This is a genomic window from Enterobacter sp. 342, assembly GCF_036663495.1.
Taxonomy (GTDB): domain Bacteria; phylum Pseudomonadota; class Gammaproteobacteria; order Enterobacterales; family Enterobacteriaceae; genus Enterobacter.
Genome location: NZ_JAWUEI010000032.1, coordinates 22,868 through 40,831, shown reverse-complemented (window position 1 = coordinate 40,831; position 17,964 = coordinate 22,868). Strand labels below are relative to the sequence as shown.

The 17,964-nt window shown below is 41.8% G+C and carries 17 protein-coding genes; 10 read left to right on the top strand and 7 right to left on the bottom strand.

The features are described from left to right. The 5 genes from V6E55_RS20440 to V6E55_RS20420 form a co-directional block, all read right to left on the bottom strand. Positions 1 to 1,272, bottom strand: coding sequence for a TraK domain-containing protein (locus V6E55_RS20440; RefSeq protein WP_000592092.1), 1,272 nt, complete (start codon positions 1,270 to 1,272; stop codon positions 1 to 3). Beyond that, positions 1,272 to 2,060 (bottom strand): TraE/TraK family type IV conjugative transfer system protein, encoded by a 789-nt coding sequence (locus V6E55_RS20435; RefSeq protein WP_000783153.1) that lies wholly within the window; start codon positions 2,058 to 2,060, stop codon positions 1,272 to 1,274. Before V6E55_RS20435 ends, V6E55_RS20440 begins: the two co-directional genes overlap by 1 nt. An 11-nt stretch (positions 2,061 to 2,071) precedes the next feature. Next, positions 2,072 to 2,422, bottom strand: a complete 351-nt coding sequence (locus V6E55_RS20430) for a type IV conjugative transfer system protein TraL (RefSeq protein WP_001447770.1) — start codon at positions 2,420 to 2,422, stop codon at positions 2,072 to 2,074. Between the two features lie 17 nt (positions 2,423 to 2,439). Then, positions 2,440 to 2,793, bottom strand: coding sequence for a hypothetical protein (locus V6E55_RS20425; RefSeq protein ID WP_000423602.1), 354 nt, complete (start codon positions 2,791 to 2,793; stop codon positions 2,440 to 2,442). A 1,148-nt stretch (positions 2,794 to 3,941) separates the two neighbouring features. Next, the gene (locus V6E55_RS20420) at positions 3,942 to 4,817 is read right to left on the bottom strand and encodes a RepB family plasmid replication initiator protein (protein ID WP_000594611.1); all 876 of its coding nucleotides are present in this window, start codon (positions 4,815 to 4,817) and stop codon (positions 3,942 to 3,944) included. A 476-nt stretch (positions 4,818 to 5,293) separates the two neighbouring features. Between V6E55_RS20420 and V6E55_RS20415 the strand changes: the two genes are divergently transcribed. The 4 genes from V6E55_RS20415 (at position 5,294) to V6E55_RS20400 (ending at position 8,368) form a co-directional block, all read left to right on the top strand. After that, entirely contained in the window at positions 5,294 to 6,346 is a 1,053-nt protein-coding gene (locus tag V6E55_RS20415; protein WP_001065778.1) for a hypothetical protein, read from the top strand. Between the two features lie 19 nt (positions 6,347 to 6,365). Next, positions 6,366 to 6,566, top strand: a complete 201-nt coding sequence (locus tag V6E55_RS20410) for a hypothetical protein (RefSeq protein ID WP_000594930.1) — start codon at positions 6,366 to 6,368, stop codon at positions 6,564 to 6,566. Then, the gene (locus tag V6E55_RS20405; RefSeq protein WP_000838219.1) at positions 6,563 to 7,279 is read left to right on the top strand and encodes a zinc finger-like domain-containing protein; all 717 of its coding nucleotides are present in this window, start codon (positions 6,563 to 6,565) and stop codon (positions 7,277 to 7,279) included. Before V6E55_RS20410 ends, V6E55_RS20405 begins: the two co-directional genes overlap by 4 nt. A 234-nt stretch (positions 7,280 to 7,513) precedes the next feature. Next, on the top strand, positions 7,514 to 8,368 hold the full coding sequence (locus V6E55_RS20400; RefSeq protein WP_000970401.1) for a hypothetical protein: 855 nt from the start codon (positions 7,514 to 7,516) through the stop codon (positions 8,366 to 8,368). Positions 8,369 to 8,376: 8 nt separating this feature from the next. Here V6E55_RS20400 and V6E55_RS20395 read toward each other — a convergent pair whose 3' ends face one another. Next, positions 8,377 to 9,189, bottom strand: coding sequence for a DNA adenine methylase (locus V6E55_RS20395; RefSeq protein ID WP_001121574.1), 813 nt, complete (start codon positions 9,187 to 9,189; stop codon positions 8,377 to 8,379). Between the two features lie 369 nt (positions 9,190 to 9,558). Here V6E55_RS20395 and V6E55_RS20390 point away from each other — a divergent pair, with 369 nt between their 5' ends. From V6E55_RS20390 to V6E55_RS20370, 5 genes are all read left to right on the top strand, one after another. Next, positions 9,559 to 10,722, top strand: a complete 1,164-nt coding sequence (locus V6E55_RS20390) for a hypothetical protein (RefSeq protein WP_000114860.1) — start codon at positions 9,559 to 9,561, stop codon at positions 10,720 to 10,722. 247 nt (positions 10,723 to 10,969) lie between these two features. Then, on the top strand, positions 10,970 to 12,661 hold the full coding sequence (locus V6E55_RS20385; RefSeq protein WP_000096325.1) for a DUF4942 domain-containing protein: 1,692 nt from the start codon (positions 10,970 to 10,972) through the stop codon (positions 12,659 to 12,661). After that, positions 12,658 to 12,834: a hypothetical protein gene (locus tag V6E55_RS20380; protein WP_000070862.1), complete on the top strand. Its 177-nt coding sequence runs from the start codon at positions 12,658 to 12,660 to the stop codon at positions 12,832 to 12,834. Before V6E55_RS20385 ends, V6E55_RS20380 begins: the two co-directional genes overlap by 4 nt. Before the next feature lie 60 nt (positions 12,835 to 12,894). Beyond that, complete coding sequence (locus tag V6E55_RS20375; RefSeq protein ID WP_001805248.1) at positions 12,895 to 13,338, top strand: hypothetical protein; 444 nt, start codon at positions 12,895 to 12,897, stop codon at positions 13,336 to 13,338. Then, a complete protein-coding gene (locus V6E55_RS20370) occupies positions 13,325 to 13,606 on the top strand; it encodes a hypothetical protein (RefSeq protein WP_000535423.1) in 282 nt (93 codons plus the stop codon). The genes V6E55_RS20375 and V6E55_RS20370 overlap by 14 nt, the downstream gene beginning before the upstream one ends. A 57-nt stretch (positions 13,607 to 13,663) precedes the next feature. Here V6E55_RS20370 and V6E55_RS20365 read toward each other — a convergent pair whose 3' ends face one another. Continuing rightward, positions 13,664 to 14,290 (bottom strand): hypothetical protein, encoded by a 627-nt coding sequence (locus V6E55_RS20365; protein ID WP_000966518.1) that lies wholly within the window; start codon positions 14,288 to 14,290, stop codon positions 13,664 to 13,666. Between the two features lie 372 nt (positions 14,291 to 14,662). Between V6E55_RS20365 and V6E55_RS20360 the strand changes: the two genes are divergently transcribed. Beyond that, entirely contained in the window at positions 14,663 to 17,119 is a 2,457-nt protein-coding gene (locus tag V6E55_RS20360) for an Ig-like domain-containing protein (RefSeq protein WP_001232713.1), read from the top strand. Positions 17,120 to 17,964: the final 845 nt, after the last annotated feature.

Here is a 17,964-nt window from a genome sequence, read left to right as displayed (position 1 = left end):
TTATTTTCTGATTAGACTTGGTCTGGTTGTAACCCGGGCCTCGCGTTCCTTGAACAATTTATCCCGGACTATGTAAAGCTCTGTTTCTTCTCCCGGTTGCAGGTATGCTTTATCAAATAAAGCACTTGCAATAACGCCTTCTGCCATACACTGCTGATCAGCAACGATTTGACCGTATGGTTTATCGTTTTTCACAAGAATTACATCAATAAGTTCACGTGAGCCAACCAGTCTCTGACCGAGCTTTGCATACATATTAAAGTTACATGGTGACTGCTCTGGCGCAGGAATACGAGAAAGTCGGTCCTGTTGTAAACTGAATCCTGAAGGGACCTCACCAAGAGCCACAGGAGTCAATAAATCAATGATTCTTTGTTTATGATCGTCTTGTTTTGGATCCGTTGGAGCCAGTTCTTCTGACTGGGAGCGGGCCAACATTTCCTCATAGTTTTGCTTATCCAATGAGGTTTCACGTTTGGCTTGCATAGATGGGCTTAAAGATGTAGTAACTGAAATCATCGCACCGGGAACATCAAGCGGTACCAGGGTCAGGTTATAGGTCGATTCAGGTACCTGATCTTCAGACAACATAATCCCGATTGGTTTATCGGTATTAGTTGAAATAAAGACATCGCCACCATTAACAAATATGCTTGCCTCTTCAGCAGGGGTAGAAGTACTGACAGAAGCATTCTTGAAGCTGGTCGATATTCTGTTTTGAAGTCCTCGTGAAACTGGCAGTACCACATTCCCACCAGGCGGCACATTTACACGCTGAACTTCTTTATATCGGTTACGAGCTTCGACATAAAGTTCATCGGCTTTTGACGTGGCGGTCGCATTGGTTGCATTCTGCTGGGAAGAGGTACCTGTTGGTCTCCCATAGCTATCAATTGCACCAGATCGGGTCTGTGCGTCAAATCCGGGGAGACTAGGATTATTTGATAATGCTCCAGTAATAGCGCTTACCGCAGGCGAAGCATTGCTGGCTGGGGAAAGTTGCACGGTAGGGAGATCAGTTGTAGGTTTTTGTCCCTGCGCATTACCGGCTTCACTAAGGTTTGTTTGTGCACCTGACTGTTCAGAACCAGCTTGACCCGGAATAATGGCTTTTGCAGCTCCATTCTGAAATCCGTCAGCACCAACTGGCATTACAACCGGGTTATTAATTGTTGCTGGCAATTGGTATTCTTCAGCGATTACGCAGTTCGAAGTCGTGAGCATGATCAATGCTGTAATTGCGTTGAAGCCTAAGCCCTTTTTTTTAATCATCACTTGTTACCTGTAGACGGTGGCGGATTATCCAGCGTTGCCAGTTGCTCTTTGCCGTTTATCGTAATTTTTTTAATATTCGGTGTTCCGGAATATTGATTTACATATGCAATTCTTGGGCGACCATTTTTCATCCCGAGAACCCATTCATAAGTCCATTTCGATGATTCAGTTTTGTCCGGAACATTTACAAGTCGAGTCGTTTTGGTACCCCAGACATAGACCATGTCATTTTTTGGATCAAAGTAAATATCATTAGGCTTAAAGGTCTGCTCAACACCACGAGCCTGCATGATATTTATCTGCTCCTGTAAAGACTCACTCGTTTTAGCCTGTAGTTCAGGTGAAAGGGCATCGAGGACATAGGCCGTCACAAAGGAAATATTAGTTGGATTAATATTCCCTAAAAGGGTACTAAAAAAGAGAGCCCATTGTGTTTTATAAGATTCCGATGCTTTGTTACCAACAACCGTGATCTCTTCATTCATGTTTGGAGGGGTAACAATCGTCACTGGGTCAGTGAAAAAAAGAATCTTTGCAACCAATAACCCAATGACGGCTATTGAAACAGTATTAATGCGGATAAGTTTTGTATCACGATTAATCAGGGCGCTGTATGTAATTCCAGCACCTGACGCTTCAGCTTGTGGGCTAAATCGTTTTTTAATGTCCAAAAAACGTCCCTTAGCACTTTCATCTTTCTTTACGTATGACTGTTCAAGATCACCGTTTTCATCCTTTTTAGATTTTTTGAAAAAAGGGATGTTAATGCCACTTAGCATTTTCATTCATAGCTCCATCAAGAATACAAATCTCTGATAAATGGATCGTTGAAATAACGGCTACTAAAAACTGCTTTACCTGGCAAAAAACCGAGCCACCAGAGTTTGTGTTTTAGCAATCCTCTTATTCCTGACTCAGCTGCTTTGTTATACGCAATCCAATACACAACCGCTGCTACAACAGAAAACCCGAAGCATTCGAAGATATTCCCAAATGCAACCAGAATGAATGCAAGCCCTAATTTTTTGGCATCCCAAAACAAAATCAGTAGAGGCATGTTGATCCTGAAAGGGAATCTATAGGTATGCTGAGGAACGTCGTTCTGCTTACTCATTAAAAATCCAGAGAGGGGGATGAACCCCCTCATGCATGATTAACAATAAATTACAGCGGTACGCCAGCATCCATAAAGGTGCTGATAATTTTCTCGCCGTTGGCCATTACCAGCATCATGAATAATGAAACCAGTGCCAGGCCCGGGTTAGGCTTAAGGACAGAGAAATATACGCTTGAGATCAACATCGCGGCTGCCAGAATTTTGCCCGGAGCTCCAGTCATACTTTCACTCATGTATGACCAAATATCTCCCAGTGCCCCATCATCTGAACCCGCATATGCCAGACCGCAAAAAAGCACGGTCAGCAGAACAAACAAAATCACTTTTGCGCTTTTTGTTTTAAAAAGTGCAGCCGTGTTAGATTTCTTTTCACTAAGGCCAATATTTAAAGAAAGTTCCATAATTACTCCGTGTAGATTTGAGTTCACGTAAACGCGAATGAATAATACTTTTTTATTCCGATCCTTCCGTTCGCATAAACCCCCTTTTTTTAACGTTTAGCGATTGGTGAATTTTTAAGCAAAGGGCCTAAAGCATAATCTTTGAAAGGTACCAGTGAACGCTTAGTAAAAGTTTGAAAGAGGGGAGGGGGTAAGATTACGTTAAGCTCAATCCTGAAGCTGATGAGACTCCTCAAGCATAAAAGTCACTTTTGATGGTTTGAAAAGCTCTAACTAGATATCGGGCAGGTAACTAAGCTTCATATCTAATCTTTTTTGTTCCCTTATTATCTATCTCTTGATTCTGAGAAGGCCGCATATCACTGTGCTCCCTGGTTCGGCAACTATCAGTTGGAGAAACTACATACAATCCTCGGGCCGGTGCGTCATTCATCTAAATGCCTTTTACACCTCTGGGCGTGAGTGGGACTTTGTCTTGTCCATACGAACATCATTCATTCGAATGCTTTTGGCCAATGCTATTTAAGCAAATGCTTTCTGGCTGAGTCCTTTTGCGAATGAGTCTTTGATATAACTGCATGAATTTTGGGTTGTTTGGTGTACTAACAAAACAAAGGCATTTCTTTGAATGCCATTGGAGTTGTGATGCTTCTGATATTTTTTTGATCTCATATCAAGCACATAGTCCTTCTGATGCCCAATGTCATAGATGTCTTGGACCATTCTCGCTCTTAACAAAGCTGAACTGTGTGTCATTCGACCTAATGCCATTCACCAAAATGCCTTTTTATACCACTGCATAGCTATGCTCGGGATACAGTGGCAAACAAAAGCATTTCAATGAATGAATTTTTGGGATACCGACATCAAAAGCATTTGTATGAATGTAAGAGGCGTAATCCACAAAAGGCATTCACGTGAATAGAGTGCGCACGAAACCATCTTGCTCAACGGCATTTAATGAATGGGCTAGCATGTACGCTTGAGTCAGAAAGGCATACAGATGAATAGTCAGGAGTTCGTTTGAAAAGTTACTTTTTTGCACATTAAGCCGAGATGTAAGACCAGTAGTAAAAGAAGCACTAAGCATAGCACTGATAAATAACTTATTTTTCAGCAGGTTATAACCAGTGCATACCAGATAGCTTTCAACCTTGTTTGGCAAGGGCCAGCTTAGGGCTTCTTTTGAAGATCTGAAATTGTATGTCGCGACCTTTCTTAACTTCTTGATAATCGAGATATCCGATAGATTCAAGTTCCCGCATTGCTTTACGAATTATCTGGTTTTGCGTACGAATAGGGGTTGTAAGAAGCAACCTTTCCCTCAACCGTTTCATATTAACGAACAACGTACCAGCTGGCATTGCTTCAAAATAAATATAGAGAGATTGCGCAGCTTCTTTTTTAGCCAAAATGTATAGAACCTGAAGGCTTAACAATGTCTTATGGTCGTAACGATACAGTTCCCACATAGAAGGATCCCCAACCAGCTCAACAGTATCGCTTTTTGGATCAATCATAGCCTTCTGCACCAGATGCGTTACTGTGAACCGACCACTACGAGAGTCTGAGAAGGCAAGCACTACCGATGCAAGGTTCATTAATGACTCTTTAAAGCGCGCACGAGTTCGTTTGTTGATGTTTGTTGAACTGATACCACACATCTTCGCAAACTCGTTAAAAGTCAGGCTAATCTTCTCGGAAGTAAAACCATATTTACTGAAAGCCATGATGATCCCGAGCCAGCACTTAAAGTCGGTAGACATAGATAGTTTGACACCAGTTATCTTGATGTCGTCATAACCCTCCGATCTTGCAATTTCCATACACGAAAGCTCATCAGAGGCATCAACTTCAAAGTTTCGGTCGCGGTTTTCTTTTGTGCCGACAGGGGTAAATACACTCAATCTCAGCAGGGCCACGGGCTGAACCGACTTGGACGAGTTAGGCGTCAGTTGATAAGTCTTACCTGATTCATTACTGGTTACGTCAAAAGGATGGATTAACTCGTTGTTTTTAATCATTAACTTAACTCGTCGGTGATAAGATTTTCATTTGGCAAACTGTTTATAACATATTCTTGCAAATGCTTTTTACGCATTTACCTAAATGCCATAAGCATTCCAGTAAATGCCTTCCTTATTCATTCAAATGCTTTTCGCATGCATCCGAATGCCGGATCCTTTCATAAAGTTACTATAATCAATGAGTTAAAGATGCCGTGATCTTTACTTGAACTCTATTGATCTTTAGTGATCTAAAGAATTGATCTAACCTGTTGAAAACAATGATAAGTCCATATAAAACAAGGAATAGCGCTCCTTTATCAATATCTACAGATCGCAAACGGAAATGAAAGTGGGTTTACTATCATTGTTTTATTCAAGACAGTTTTTATTTTAATTTTATTAAGCAAATTTTTTGAGTTTACCTTTTAGATGTATCAGCCCTATTTGGCAAATTTGAGGTTCATGTATCATGTAGTAAACAGGAGGAAGATATGAACAACAGCAAACATACAGTCATTGAAGTGGATACTAATCTAGTTGAAATTGAAAAGGGATTTAATCCCCGAGAGGCGGTAATCGGAGATTTGTGTTACGAACAAGAACCTGTCAAATCGATGATTGTGTCAATCAAACAAGCCTTTAAGGAAGGAAGGCAGGTTGATATGATCAAGGTCGTAAAAAGAAAAGGTAAATATTTAGTTCGTCAAGGTCATACTCGTTTTCATGGCTTAAAATTAGCAATTTCTGAAGGTGCTAATATTCCAAAATTATCTGTTATCTTAATCGATTATAAAAACGAAATTGAAGAATACCTTGAGAACCTCGATGGTAACAGAAGCAATGGGCTAAATCCGGTTGGGCAAGCTCATGCATTAGCTCATGCTGTTAGTCTCGGGTATTCGGTTGAAGAACTAGCAATGCGATATCAACGATCAACTACCGCAATTCGTAATATGCTAAAAATCCTTGATATGCCATTAGAGCTTCAACGTTTGATTAGCCTAAATCTAATCAAAAAAACGCTCGCCATTGAAATAATGTTAAAATATTCCAACGATCACAAAATGGTTTTAAAACATATAGAAGGTTTCTTACCTGGCGTTAAGAATATTGAGACTACAACGAGCAAAATTGTAGGCATACCTGAACACAATGCAGCTGGAGCAGGACCAGACACCTTAAATAAAGGCGGACCAGAAAAGAAAAATTCGGCAGTCACACGTAAGACTTTGGGTATTAAGCGCCTCTCGCATAAGAAAACAGAACGGCTAAAATCTGAATTTCTTGAGCTTGTGGAAAGTACACATACGGAATCTATAACGAATACTCAAACAGAACTAAAATTTGGTAGAGATAGTGCACACTTGTTCAAAAATGTTGATAGTAAAAATGTAATATTTTCTGATGATGGTGTTCAAATAATCTTGAATGATGAAAAGCTAAATATTTTATTGTCTTTACTTAACGACGAAAATACAGCAATCATTCTTTCTAAACCAAAATTAGAAGAGCTTCTGGAAATTCGAGATCTCCTTAAGGAATAAAAAACCGAGGATTAGTTGAGTGATTAAACCTATAAAGCTGACTCTTATCGATAATTATAATGATTTGCTTCTAACTCATGAAGTCCTTAAACGCAACATGGAAGAGTTAGAACACGGTAAACGTTTTGACCAATTTCCTGAAGGGCATGACCACTATGAAAAAACTGTGAAAGAAGCTGTAGCAATCGTAGAGGCACGTTTGGAGGTGTTTCGAAAATGAAATCTCTTTTCTTTACTCTTGATGGTCATATGGTACCAGCCTCAGTGAATGTATCCCTTAACGGAGATGGAAATTATTATGCACCTATCGAAAGAGAATGTAACGAATGTGCGGGCACAGGCCACAAAGGGGCTGATGTATGTGAAAAGTGTCATGGGGTGCAAACAGTTGGACCCATTATTGAAAAATTAGTGGTACTAGAGCCAATTACCTTTCTCGATAACATTCCGGAACTGCGTGTTAACCCAACACTCGAAGCATGGAAATCCAGAAACCACGTACTTATTGAGAAAGCAAAAAAGGCTAACACTAAGTTTTCTAATAGTATATTGGCGCAACTAGACAATAACCGTTTTTTGACAGAACGCCAGCTGGATTGTTTCTTTACAACCTTTGATGTGATGTTGTCTGAAACTCCGGAAAATGAACAAGAAATTTTAAAACATAGCTACAATATCGGCCAGGTCATAAGCATTGAACTAACATTTACTGAAGTCAGGGCCGCGTACGCAAAAAGTAAAGGGAGTTATTTTTTTACATTTACTGGTAAAGTTAGAAATGACGGGATCGCTTTAACGGCCGATAAACAGGATCACATTTTATTGGGTGAACGTTATCATTTGACTGGAAAAGTCAGAAAATTCTATGATTTTGATTCGAAAAATTATGCTGCAATAACAGTTTTTAAGTTAAGTAAACTCCAAGACAGTTAAATGTTTTACTGCTTAAATATAGAGCCAAGACTTAAACTGTCGTTAGGACTCACTCACGTAATATTGTTGCTTACGCAATGGGTTTTATCCCTCATAAAGATCTGCGAGTATAAATCTTTTACATTTAAATTCCCCTCTATCACAACCTTTTCAATAGTAAAAAAATGATAATCTTATTAATTATAATTTTTAATTTTTTGTATACCAATACCATACAGTTAAGGCTAAAAGGTGATGATGGAGATGGACTTTAAAATGCACAATGATCTGGGTCTCGGTTTCATTTGTAAAAATGCAAGAACATCGTCAAAGCCAACGTTAAGAAAAGTTACTTTTCCGGTAAGCGCATATGAAACGTCTAAGCTTTCTTTAACCGGTTTTCAATGCCCCACAGCCTGCCGATTTCCTTTTTTTGTGCTATGCATGATAATCCATAACCATCTTTCGTCTGCATGCCCTATCAACCAAAATGAATGTTCAAATCATATATCGCAATTTTCTATCGACATTAAAGTACAAGATTGGCTTAGCCGTTCAAGAGTAGCGTTTATTGATTTCCATAATCTAAGAAATACAGATAAAACCACATTAATAACAGTGGAACATCTTGAAGCTTTACTTACTGTTATGTCAACTACTCTTGTCGCTTACGCTCCATATTCAAAAAAGAGACTTAACTTTAGCTTTCTAAATTCATTTACTTTGTCTAAAACTTCTCAAAGTTACACATTAACTTTCCCGGTAGTTCTCAGTCCGCTTTTAGATGCTCTTGGCGGTTTCATTCAGGAATGCATAACCGAAAAATTGTTAAAACGACGAAATTCGAATTTCATGGTTTACGAGTATCTTAAACGTTCAGGCCAGAGCTCTCATAAAGTGGAGGACATTAATAACGACTTACAGCTTAAAACTCTAAATATAAGACTTATGAGCGTCCTTACTGGGCTTTCTCAGCAAGGACTCATTTCATTTATTTGCGAAGGAAAGAGGGGCGACCGGAGAATAGAAGAGCTTCAGTTTATACCTTATGTTCAACGAACTCACCCTGAGGTATTAACTTTTCAGGAATGGATTAGCCCCGTTGATTAGAATTAACTCTATTTCAGCACGGCCAGTATTTCTGTTTCCGTTTTCCGTGTATTTGGCTTACTTCCTACGGATCGGTAAGCGCTGAGTCTGTGTATGACGAATCCACGCTCTTCATAGAGGCCCAAAGTGAATGGTGTCAGGCTATTTGATATCGCAACAGCAGCGCCTTTTCTGTGAGCGTCAACGAGCATATTTGCTAACAGCACGTGGTCGCTTTGGCTGAACGGTTTACCATCGTAACTGACAAAACTAGTTTTGCTTGTTTTGTCATATGGCGGATCACAATAAATCTGATCTCCTTCGCCGGTTGCGGCCAGAGTCTCCTCAAAACCAGCGGTGATCAGTTCAATACCTGAAAGACGAAATGAAAGGTAGTCTATTTTATTGAAGTCAAGCTTCAGTTCTGTATGTTTCCCCCAGGGCACTGAATAGATTCTTTCTGAGTTATAGCGGCACATACCGTTATAGCCCAGGCGATTCAGGGAGTAAAACAAAGCCGCTCTTTGAAGCGGTTGACCAGAAATACAGGTTTTGTTGAAACGGTCCCTCATCTCATAGTAGTCCTTTTCGACAAAGGTTTTATCCGCTAGGTTTTGGACCTGATTTATAAAGTTAGTTTTCTGTCTTTGAATAGTCCTGTATAGGTTGATCAAGTCTGGATTGCTATCTGCAAGCAATGCATTTTGTGCAAACATGTTCAGAAAAACGGCACCACCGCCTATAAAGGGTTCTACCCACCGGCAACTATGATCGTGTGGGTAGTGATGGCTGATGAAAGGCATCAGTTTCGTTTTTCCACCAGCCCATTTGATTATCGGCATGTGTCTGAGATGTCGAGTCAAAGTGTCTATACCTGAGAGAGAAATTTAGGTGCTGGTATCGTACCTAACCACGGGCTTTAACTAATAACTTAGGGAGCAAAAAAAAGTTGTTTAAGACGCACAGTTTTGACTTTCAGCATTGCGGATTTATAAGATTTTTCCTCACTGATACCTGAACTTTATGTTTTGGATTTATGTCTTTGTTTATGAAGCGATTTTGATGCCATCACAAGAAATGGGGAGCCCTCTTTTTTTGTGAAAAATCAGAATAGGCTCAAAAAGTACCTTTTTTGCGAAAAATTATGGATTTTTTTTTCGGTAGTATCCCCGCTACGCAGAAAGTAAGCAGAAAAATGTAACGGAGCCCCTATGAGTGTTTTACTGACAGAACCTACACAGCAAGCTAATGACAAGGTCTTTAAAACGGCCCATGTTGCCTTTTCAGTAGTTACTGGCACAGGTCGTTACGTCACTGGGCTTAAACAGTTCCGTGATGCAAACCCTGAACTTTGTACTGAAGTAAGTGACCAGAAAGCATGGGCTATCCACCCTTCAGTAATTCAGGTCACGCCAGGCTTCAACTCCCGCGAAATGGGAATGGGTGACGATTACTATAAGCTCCCTGAGGTTGAAGAACACATCTACAACATCAAGAATGCCTACATTCGAGGTGACTATGTAGACCCTATCCGAGTACGTGTCATTGATGGGGTACCTTTTGTTCGCCAGGGGCACTGCCGTTTAAAAGCCGCAATGATGGCATGTGATGAAGATCATGACATCACAATCCTTTGCGTTGAGATTAAAGAAGATGAAATTGGCTGTGAGCTCGCGACCATTGATGGTAACCGTGGTCTTGCGCTTTCTCCTGTTGCGCTTGGCGAGTCCTATCGTCGCCTACATTCTCTTGCTGGCTGGTCACTCGAACGAATTGCTCAACGTGAAAATAAAAGCCCGACGACCATCAGTTCTCTTATCCGCCTGACAACCTGTTCTGTTGTTATCAAGAAATGGATTCATGCTGACGCTATTTCGTATGTTAACGTGCTTTCACTGATCGATGAGCTCGGTGAAACAGAAGCAATTTCACGTATCAAGAAGATGATCGCGGAACTTGAGCAGGCCGATGCGAATGGCATCACGGTGAAAAAAACCCAACATGGTCAGGTACGAGTCAGACCTTCAGACTTCAAGCCAGCACGGATTCCGCCGGTTATTGCCACAAAAGCCGTAGAAGGCGTCAAACTCATCACCACCAGCTTATTACAGAAACTGGGGGATATTGAATTGCCGGAGATGACAGATTCAAGTGCTGACGAAGAAATCAACATTACGTTGAACCGCAGTACTCTGGAGATGCTGAGAAATCTTTCAAAAGAGATCACAGAATCAGAGAACAAGCAGCTTCGCCGTGCGGAGAATCGTCAGGCAAAACTTAATGGTGAGAAGCCAAAATACCCACGTAAAAAAAATGCTAAGAAGGCAGGGGAAGAGACCGATCAGGATACTGACCCACAGCCGGACGCAGAATAATTTACTTTTGGCAAAGTGTTGGTTTTGTCAGAGTCATTAAGGATTCAGGCTTTTTGCCCGCCTTTTTTAAACCTCCATGTATCGTTCTTGCCCCGTTTATGCGGGGCTTTTTTTTTGCTTCTTTCTATGAGTTGACATCTTTAAGTTTTATTCAGAGACATAAAAAACTTTTTCGTGTCACTGAACCTATTAGGTTACAGAGCGACGTTGCTATCCTGGTAAAAGTTTTTTCTAAAGGACCGGTAAAATGTCATCTCTTGATTCTGAAGCTAAACCCGATAATGCAGGTCACAGCGTACTGGCTTTAACAACCTCTCATAGCCTGGTGGTTAGCTCTTCTGAAACATTTCTTCCAGATATGCGCAAAGAGCTCGGCATTATCGCGGATCTTGTTGAGTCCTATAATGATGAACTCTGCTTGTTGAAACACATGGCTGTCCAGTTCAAAACCCACAATCACCAGAAACTTTATTCTTATCTCTCAGGCTACAACCACAGTATCTCTGAAGCGGATGCCTTGTTCGCGGAAAACGCTCTGAGATCTGAATACTGGAAACGCGTTATGGCACTCACTGATGTTTTGCCTATCATGTCGGATGCCAAACGTAACGAATGGGATAAGCAGTTTACGGCCGACCGCTATATTATGCCGCCTCAGGTGATCCCTGATTTCACAGCTGACGCTGTAGTAGGCACAGTCGTTGCTTTGCTTAATGACCGCAATCAATTTATTAAAGAAAGGGTTTACGACGTCTTCCAGTCTCTGAGCCGCAGTCATAAGACAAACAAAGCTTTTGGGTTCTCCACCCGCATGATCACTACCGGAGTTTGCGAGCCGTCTAAATACCCCTGGCAGAAATTAAGGGTGGATTTTAAAGAGTCTGGCATTTCACCACTGAGCGAGCTCCGCGTTATATGCGCATTCTTCCGTGGCGAACAGGTGAAGGCGATCCATAACACCAAATCATTGGTTGAGGCGTTGGTCGAACATGAGGGGTTCAGAAAATGGATCTGCATCGATGGCAACAGTATTCGTTTCAGGGTTTACAAAAATGGATCAATGCATATTGACGTCCACCCTGATATCGCCGAGCGGCTTAACAATATTTTATCAGCTATCGTACCGCTGGCATTACCTGCCGACCGCATGGCTCATAGCAAGAAATCTTTGGAGGCATTCCCTGTACTTAAGCAGTGCATCGACTTTGATACCCGGATGCAGCTTTCTGAACTAATGTTTAAAAATGACGGGGACAATAAATGGAGTTGCTGGACATCTTTAGGGTCTCTCGCCGAACGCAAATCTTCGAGTGTTGCCGCTGACACCCTTCGGTTCTTAGGGGCAACAGTAACAAAATACGATGTGACATTTTCCTATGATCCGTGTGAGGTTATTCGTTACATCGGCCAGATAGGGGAGATGCCTGATATTGTATCGCATCAGTTTTACCCTTCATCTTGCCGAATCAGCGAATATGTATATTCCCTGCTCGGTGCAGGGGAAGGGGATACCCTCCTGGAGCCTAATATTGGCCATGCGGATTTGCTTAAATCATTCCCTGCCGGTGTGATCGTTACTGGCATCGAGCTTGATACTTTGAATTGCCTTATCTCCCGGGCTAAGGGATACGATACGACAGAAGCTGACTTCCTCACATGGTCTAAGTCTAATCAACAGAAGAAGTTTGATTATGTCGTGATGAACCCACCTTTTGCCGATAACCGGGCCAGGCTGCATCTCCAGGCAGCTGCATCTCATCTCGCAGCCGGGGGATCTCTAGCAGCCGTTCTTCCATTATCTCTTCAGGGGCTCGATAACCTTCTGGGGGAAGAATTCCGGACGGAATGGATGGACGTTTTTGAGAACGAGTTTGAAAACACGACCGTTTCGGTTCGCATCCTGTACGCCGAACGTATTCAACAAGAGGAAGTCCTATGAGCAACCAACCCACCAGCCTGCCAGAAGAAGATATTGAGTTTGTTATGGATACCTTTCAGAGGAGCATGGGTAAATCCAAACCTGTCAGGGATACTCAAATAGAGGGCGAGAAACCGCAAAGTAAAGAGTCCGCAAACTCAACTGAAAACCCCGGTTATGAAGAATTCTTTTAATTACGCTCATGATATCCTGGTGCAGTTATTTAGAATGATATTTGAGGGATGGGGGACATTGTGATTAAAAGGCGTAACATTCGACGATCAGTTTATGGATTGCTTATTGTTCTTATCGCCGGAAATGTGTGGTTAGGCCTTAGAGCTGATAAAATTCATAAAGTGCGTTATCAGGATTTCTGGTCACCGGCAACTGTGATTAAAGTAACTGTAATGCCTTCAACGAATGAAATCCAGCTCAGTGGTAAAATCCCTAAATCGGTAAGAGTTTCAAACAATTATGTTGAGTACTCGTTACCGGGCACACTCTCGGACAAGACCATTTACCGAAGCGTGTTAGAAGATGAGATGCTCACTTTGCTTAATGCTGGAGGTCAACTTGAAGTTAAATACACTCTGGACAAGCAGACAAATCGAACTAAGGTATGCACTAAGTGCTTACGGGTGATTAAAGATATTAACCATCAATATTCAGCCACTGAGGTAAAGCATGGGCAGTCCTAAATTTGAAATTGCTGAGCAAATTAAAATGTGGATCGTTGTTTATCTAGTTTGCTTTTTAGCACTTTACTGTGTGTTAAGCGCTCTACATGCGCTTTATGATCCGCTAAATTTACCTGCCCTGACGTGGCCTATCAGCTGGTTCGTGGTGCCTGAAATGACAAGTTTTGGCAGTGCATTATTAGCTTTTGTCCTAACGCCAGGCCTTTGCTCTATAATTGCTGTTTTATTCGGTAAGTCTACCTTTAAAAAAGCTAAAACAAAAATATAGAGTTAATTAGATTGGTGGCTCAGGTTTATAAAACCTCTCACTAGAGAGGTTTATTTATTATTTTTGACTGAGATTAACAGCGTTTTCCATAAATGTATCAATAACAACCGTAAGAGACTGGCTGGTACCATGGCTATACTCAGGCCAAGGTAAAAAAGGATATGAAGAATACGCCATCAACATGATACTGGTTGGGCAACGCCAGTCCGTTGGAACACCTTTACTGTAATGGACAATCATAGCCGGGCGACTACAATCAATATCTCCAGCGTTTTTATCGAGTACGAAAGTAGCCAGAACGCCGGTGTCCTTCTGGGATACGAAAACAAGGCTGTCAGTAAAAATAAAGGCCATTAAGGAAGAGGCCAGGAAAGCGCCAGTAAATAAGGACTTCTTCTCTTTCCAAACGCGTCGAGCATATAACCCCATTAGCGCTACCGCTGAAACCATTCCGGACCACTGAGCACCCAAAGAAAAATCTGTTACTGTTTTAGATGTCATACTTTCATTAATAGTAATCATTGCGACAATGAATGGTGATGCAATTCCAAGTGTTGCTAGGACTATCAGCGATATTTCAGACCGGTTTTCTTTAGCGGATCCTTTACTTATTGCAGACATTGCTCTGAACATAACGAATGTACTGTTGAGCATCAGAAAACAGCATAAGAGCATGTATAACATTGGGTTTCCTCAACCTAGAAGTGATGGTTACCCTGTTATTTTACATAAATTTGACTCAACAGATGCTTTTAAAATCTCGCTTCCTTGAATTTAAAAACATATCAGCACAATTGGCAAACATAAAGGAGCAGCGTCTATCAAAAGTTACTTTTATGATTGGTTGAATACTCATTTTGAAGGCTAAAATCCAAAAAAGTGGGTACAAAAAGTTACTTTTGCGTCATCCAGATGCACTGCCGCCATTTTGCATTCTGTACGTTGGTTGCTTTCTCACTTGATGTCTCTTTTAACAGGCAAATTATCACTTTATCCGACCGGACCTTGTAGGCTGAATCCGTAGAATAAGGCTATAACCTATTCCCGGAGCATCATATGCGTAAAACTCTAATTGGCTGCATGGTTGCAACTGCCCTTGCTACTGTATCTTCGGCACATGCTCAGGTATTTAGCTACTCATTTACAGATACCAATAAGGCTGTTCGGAATATTAAGCCTGCAACACAAACATATCTTAATCCCGCTGGTGTTTTGACTCTGAACTTGATATCGGGTCTTGATCGGTACGAGCGAGTGACGGTCACACGAGACAGCGATAAAAAGGTTATGTATTCCTCCGTCTCGACCAAAACGAGCGTTGCAGATCGTATCGTTGCTGCCGATGGAACAGAATACTATGGAAAGGATATGGTTCTACCGGCGCTCGGAGAAGGGACCTTTACTGTAGTCAATGAAACTCTGGATATTCGCCAGACTGTAGTGAGCACATCTACTTATCATTTCATCGTTGATACAACTCCTCCACGCTATAAGAGTATTTATCCGAGTCAAAACGCAGGTTACGACATGGTACTTTCTGGGCCACTTTGGGAGTTGGGCCGAGGCGGTAGTGGCCAGTTTTCTATATTTGCAGACGGTATTGAGGATGCTAGTGGAATTGCCAAGATCCGTCTTGTCATTAAACGAAGTAATGGTTCTGTGGTCTCCGACAATAACCTGAGTTATGACACAGCCAATAAACGTGCGTTCTATCCGTGGATTAAAGATATGAACACCCAGGCTGGCATGCCCTCAAGTGATCTTGATGAAGAATTCACCTTCAATTTCATCGTTACGGACCTGGCAGGAAATACGCTTAACATTCCTCCCCAGCGGTTTTTATATGACGATCAAATGGGAGAATTTACGCCATTTGCAGTTCATGACTCACGTGTAAGCACCAGTGTTGTACCCGGCATTTCTTCGGGATACGTCCCGTTTAAACGAGGCCTTACAGTGCTGGAAAACCCCTACAAGTTGGTTATACGTATCCCAAGAACTAACTGGAAGCCATATCGAAATGGTGGCATGAGCATTACCAATAACTATGGCGGAGTACAGGTCCTTTCCGAAGATGCCACCTATGTCTACGTGGAAGTTAAGCTGCCACAGGGTGCCTTAGATGGAAACTACTATAGACCTGTGAATACATATCAATGGTCTGGAGGAGATCTTGGTCAGTATGCCAGCTGGCTCAACTGGGATCCTGCCTCTGTAAAGAGTCCGGCTTGGGGAAGTTCACCCATAGAACGACAAAAGGCTGATGGAACATGGTTCAACAGCGTAAACTGGAACCTGTTCAAGGCATCTGATATGCCTATAAAACTTACTAATATCCGGTTCAATGTACAGGCTAGGCCATATGATCAAAAAATCACTGGCGGAGCAACATGCAGTATTCCAGCTGGCTCAACAACCTGTACCGTCTCTTTGCCCCAGGATATTATAAATGGCACTACCGGCTATCTTCATAGTGGCTATGAAGTAAGGTCAACCACCGAAGCAACCTTCTTTGCCCCTATATGGGAGAATATAGCCTGGCATACACTGGGTCCCTCCGTCACTGGATTTGATTACATTGAAACCACCAACATTCTCCAGGTTTACGTGAATCAACCTGGAGATGGTTCATATTTCGACCATGTTTATGTAAATCGAGTTTGGTTGTCAGATAAAAACCGTAACAACGCAGAAATAAGCGTAACCGGCAAACAAACAGGTAGAAATATGGCGTCTGGGAACTACACGTATGAGTTCAACATGAAAGAGGTACCAGAAGGCAGTTATAACGTGGTAATTAATGCCCAAGATACATTCAACAATACCGGTAACCTCCCTTATCAAACTGTTGTCGTTGATAATACAGCACCATCTGTAAGTATTAGCTACGAAGGAAAACCGATCAGCAAAAACGTAACAGTATATGGGCTGGAGAACGTCCGTATACAGCTCACCGATGCTCTAACTAAACCATCCTTAAGCCGTATGACTCTTCGCGGTGGCCCTGTTTCTGATGCGGTGGAATTGTCTTGGGTGAATCTGGGAAACAACCTGTATGCACCTAATTATCCCAAGATCTTTCCGTCTCTTAATGAAGGCGAAACATACACTCTCACAGTTCAGGCCAAAGATGAGATGAACAACGTTAAAGAAAGCTCAGTCGAATTTAACTACCTTCCAAACAATCTCGTCAGGCTAGAGAATCTGAAAACCTTAGCTGTCAATGCTTCTCTCAAAACATCTGACAATACTCCTCTGGCTGTTCTGTATGCCAGCCAGCTGCGTAAAAAGGATGGTTCAATCGCTACAGGGCTTCAGGACGCAGTGCTTACTGTCCGTAAGGACGCTGCATTCGGCGTGACTGTAAATGGTGTTTCTGCGATGCCAGGTGAAAGCAAAGAGCTTCAACTGGATTTGGGGCTCGGGGACAGCCGTAGCTTTCCTATTTTCCCTGCTGTATCCGGCCTTACAGGCAGATCTGAGTTCATGATTAACATTGAAGAATTAAAATAAAGCAGGGCTGTTTTGCTGAAGCACAACGGCCGTCTTCTGATGCGCCGTAGCCCATGTTGTTGCAAATCAGTCCGACGTTCATTGCGTAAGTAACGCTTACTGCGGACCATGGTAGTGATTAGACTCACTACCATGGTCATTTCACCACATATCTTCTCTGCATTGCTCTTGTTGGGCAGACTAGTAACTCGTCACTAAATTGCAGCTTTTGTCTTGCTAAGTCGCTGGTATAACTGCACTACGAAATCGTCAAAAGATTTTATCCCTCATGTAGATCCAATAAATGATCCCAAAGGTGCCAGAGAGTACAAAGAAGATCCCGGTACGCTGTAGGCCGCATGGTTACTGGGCTGGAGCATTGTCACTGACAACAGTAGCGACATAAGTGACAACGGGAGTGACTTAAAAGACAATGGTAGAGACTATTTCGACGTTGGTAATGATTTTAAGTGACAATGGTAGTGAGGTTAGACTTAAACTTCCACTGTAAGGTAAGGTGACTCGCATTATTTAAATAAATTATTACTTTCAATTACTTGCGACACGAGTCTGCATGTATGCTTCTATTTCTCAAAAATTTATCCACCGAAAATGCCTGTGGCTGTGATTTAGCTTTGACGACAGTTTTTATCAGGGAGGCAAGTTGAGACCTGTATAAGAACTAAGCATTTATTTATCCCCATTTTCCACAAGGTAGTTCCAATAATTAGTACCTTAGTGTTCCTGATAGATCAAAAGAGATCCCCGCTGCCTCCAGGCCAGACGGCACAAGGCCTGAGACGTGATCAGTGACAACAGTAGTGATTATTTTGACATTGGTAGTGATTATTATAACGTTGGTAATG

What these genes read in the sequence shown, in the direction of transcription:
- V6E55_RS20400 (WP_000970401.1), top strand. Translation starts at nt 7,514, where the DNA reads ATGATGGAGATGGACTTTAAAATGCACAATGATCTGGGTCTCGGTTTC.
- V6E55_RS20405 (WP_000838219.1), top strand. Translation starts at nt 6,563, where the DNA reads ATGAAATCTCTTTTCTTTACTCTTGATGGTCATATGGTACCAGCCTCA.
- V6E55_RS20435 (WP_000783153.1), bottom strand. Translation starts at nt 2,060, where the DNA reads ATGAAAATGCTAAGTGGCATTAACATCCCTTTTTTCAAAAAATCTAAA.
- V6E55_RS20370 (WP_000535423.1), top strand. Translation starts at nt 13,325, where the DNA reads ATGGGCAGTCCTAAATTTGAAATTGCTGAGCAAATTAAAATGTGGATC.
- V6E55_RS20415 (WP_001065778.1), top strand. Translation starts at nt 5,294, where the DNA reads ATGAACAACAGCAAACATACAGTCATTGAAGTGGATACTAATCTAGTT.
- V6E55_RS20365 (WP_000966518.1), bottom strand. Translation starts at nt 14,290, where the DNA reads ATGTTATACATGCTCTTATGCTGTTTTCTGATGCTCAACAGTACATTC.
- V6E55_RS20425 (WP_000423602.1), bottom strand. Translation starts at nt 2,793, where the DNA reads ATGGAACTTTCTTTAAATATTGGCCTTAGTGAAAAGAAATCTAACACG.
- V6E55_RS20440 (WP_000592092.1), bottom strand. Translation starts at nt 1,272, where the DNA reads ATGATTAAAAAAAAGGGCTTAGGCTTCAACGCAATTACAGCATTGATC.
- V6E55_RS20385 (WP_000096325.1), top strand. Translation starts at nt 10,970, where the DNA reads ATGTCATCTCTTGATTCTGAAGCTAAACCCGATAATGCAGGTCACAGC.
- V6E55_RS20395 (WP_001121574.1), bottom strand. Translation starts at nt 9,189, where the DNA reads ATGCCGATAATCAAATGGGCTGGTGGAAAAACGAAACTGATGCCTTTC.
- V6E55_RS20380 (WP_000070862.1), top strand. Translation starts at nt 12,658, where the DNA reads ATGAGCAACCAACCCACCAGCCTGCCAGAAGAAGATATTGAGTTTGTT.
- V6E55_RS20420 (WP_000594611.1), bottom strand. Translation starts at nt 4,817, where the DNA reads ATGATTAAAAACAACGAGTTAATCCATCCTTTTGACGTAACCAGTAAT.
- V6E55_RS20390 (WP_000114860.1), top strand. Translation starts at nt 9,559, where the DNA reads ATGAGTGTTTTACTGACAGAACCTACACAGCAAGCTAATGACAAGGTC.
- V6E55_RS20360 (WP_001232713.1), top strand. Translation starts at nt 14,663, where the DNA reads ATGCGTAAAACTCTAATTGGCTGCATGGTTGCAACTGCCCTTGCTACT.
- V6E55_RS20430 (WP_001447770.1), bottom strand. Translation starts at nt 2,422, where the DNA reads ATGAGGGGGTTCATCCCCCTCTCTGGATTTTTAATGAGTAAGCAGAAC.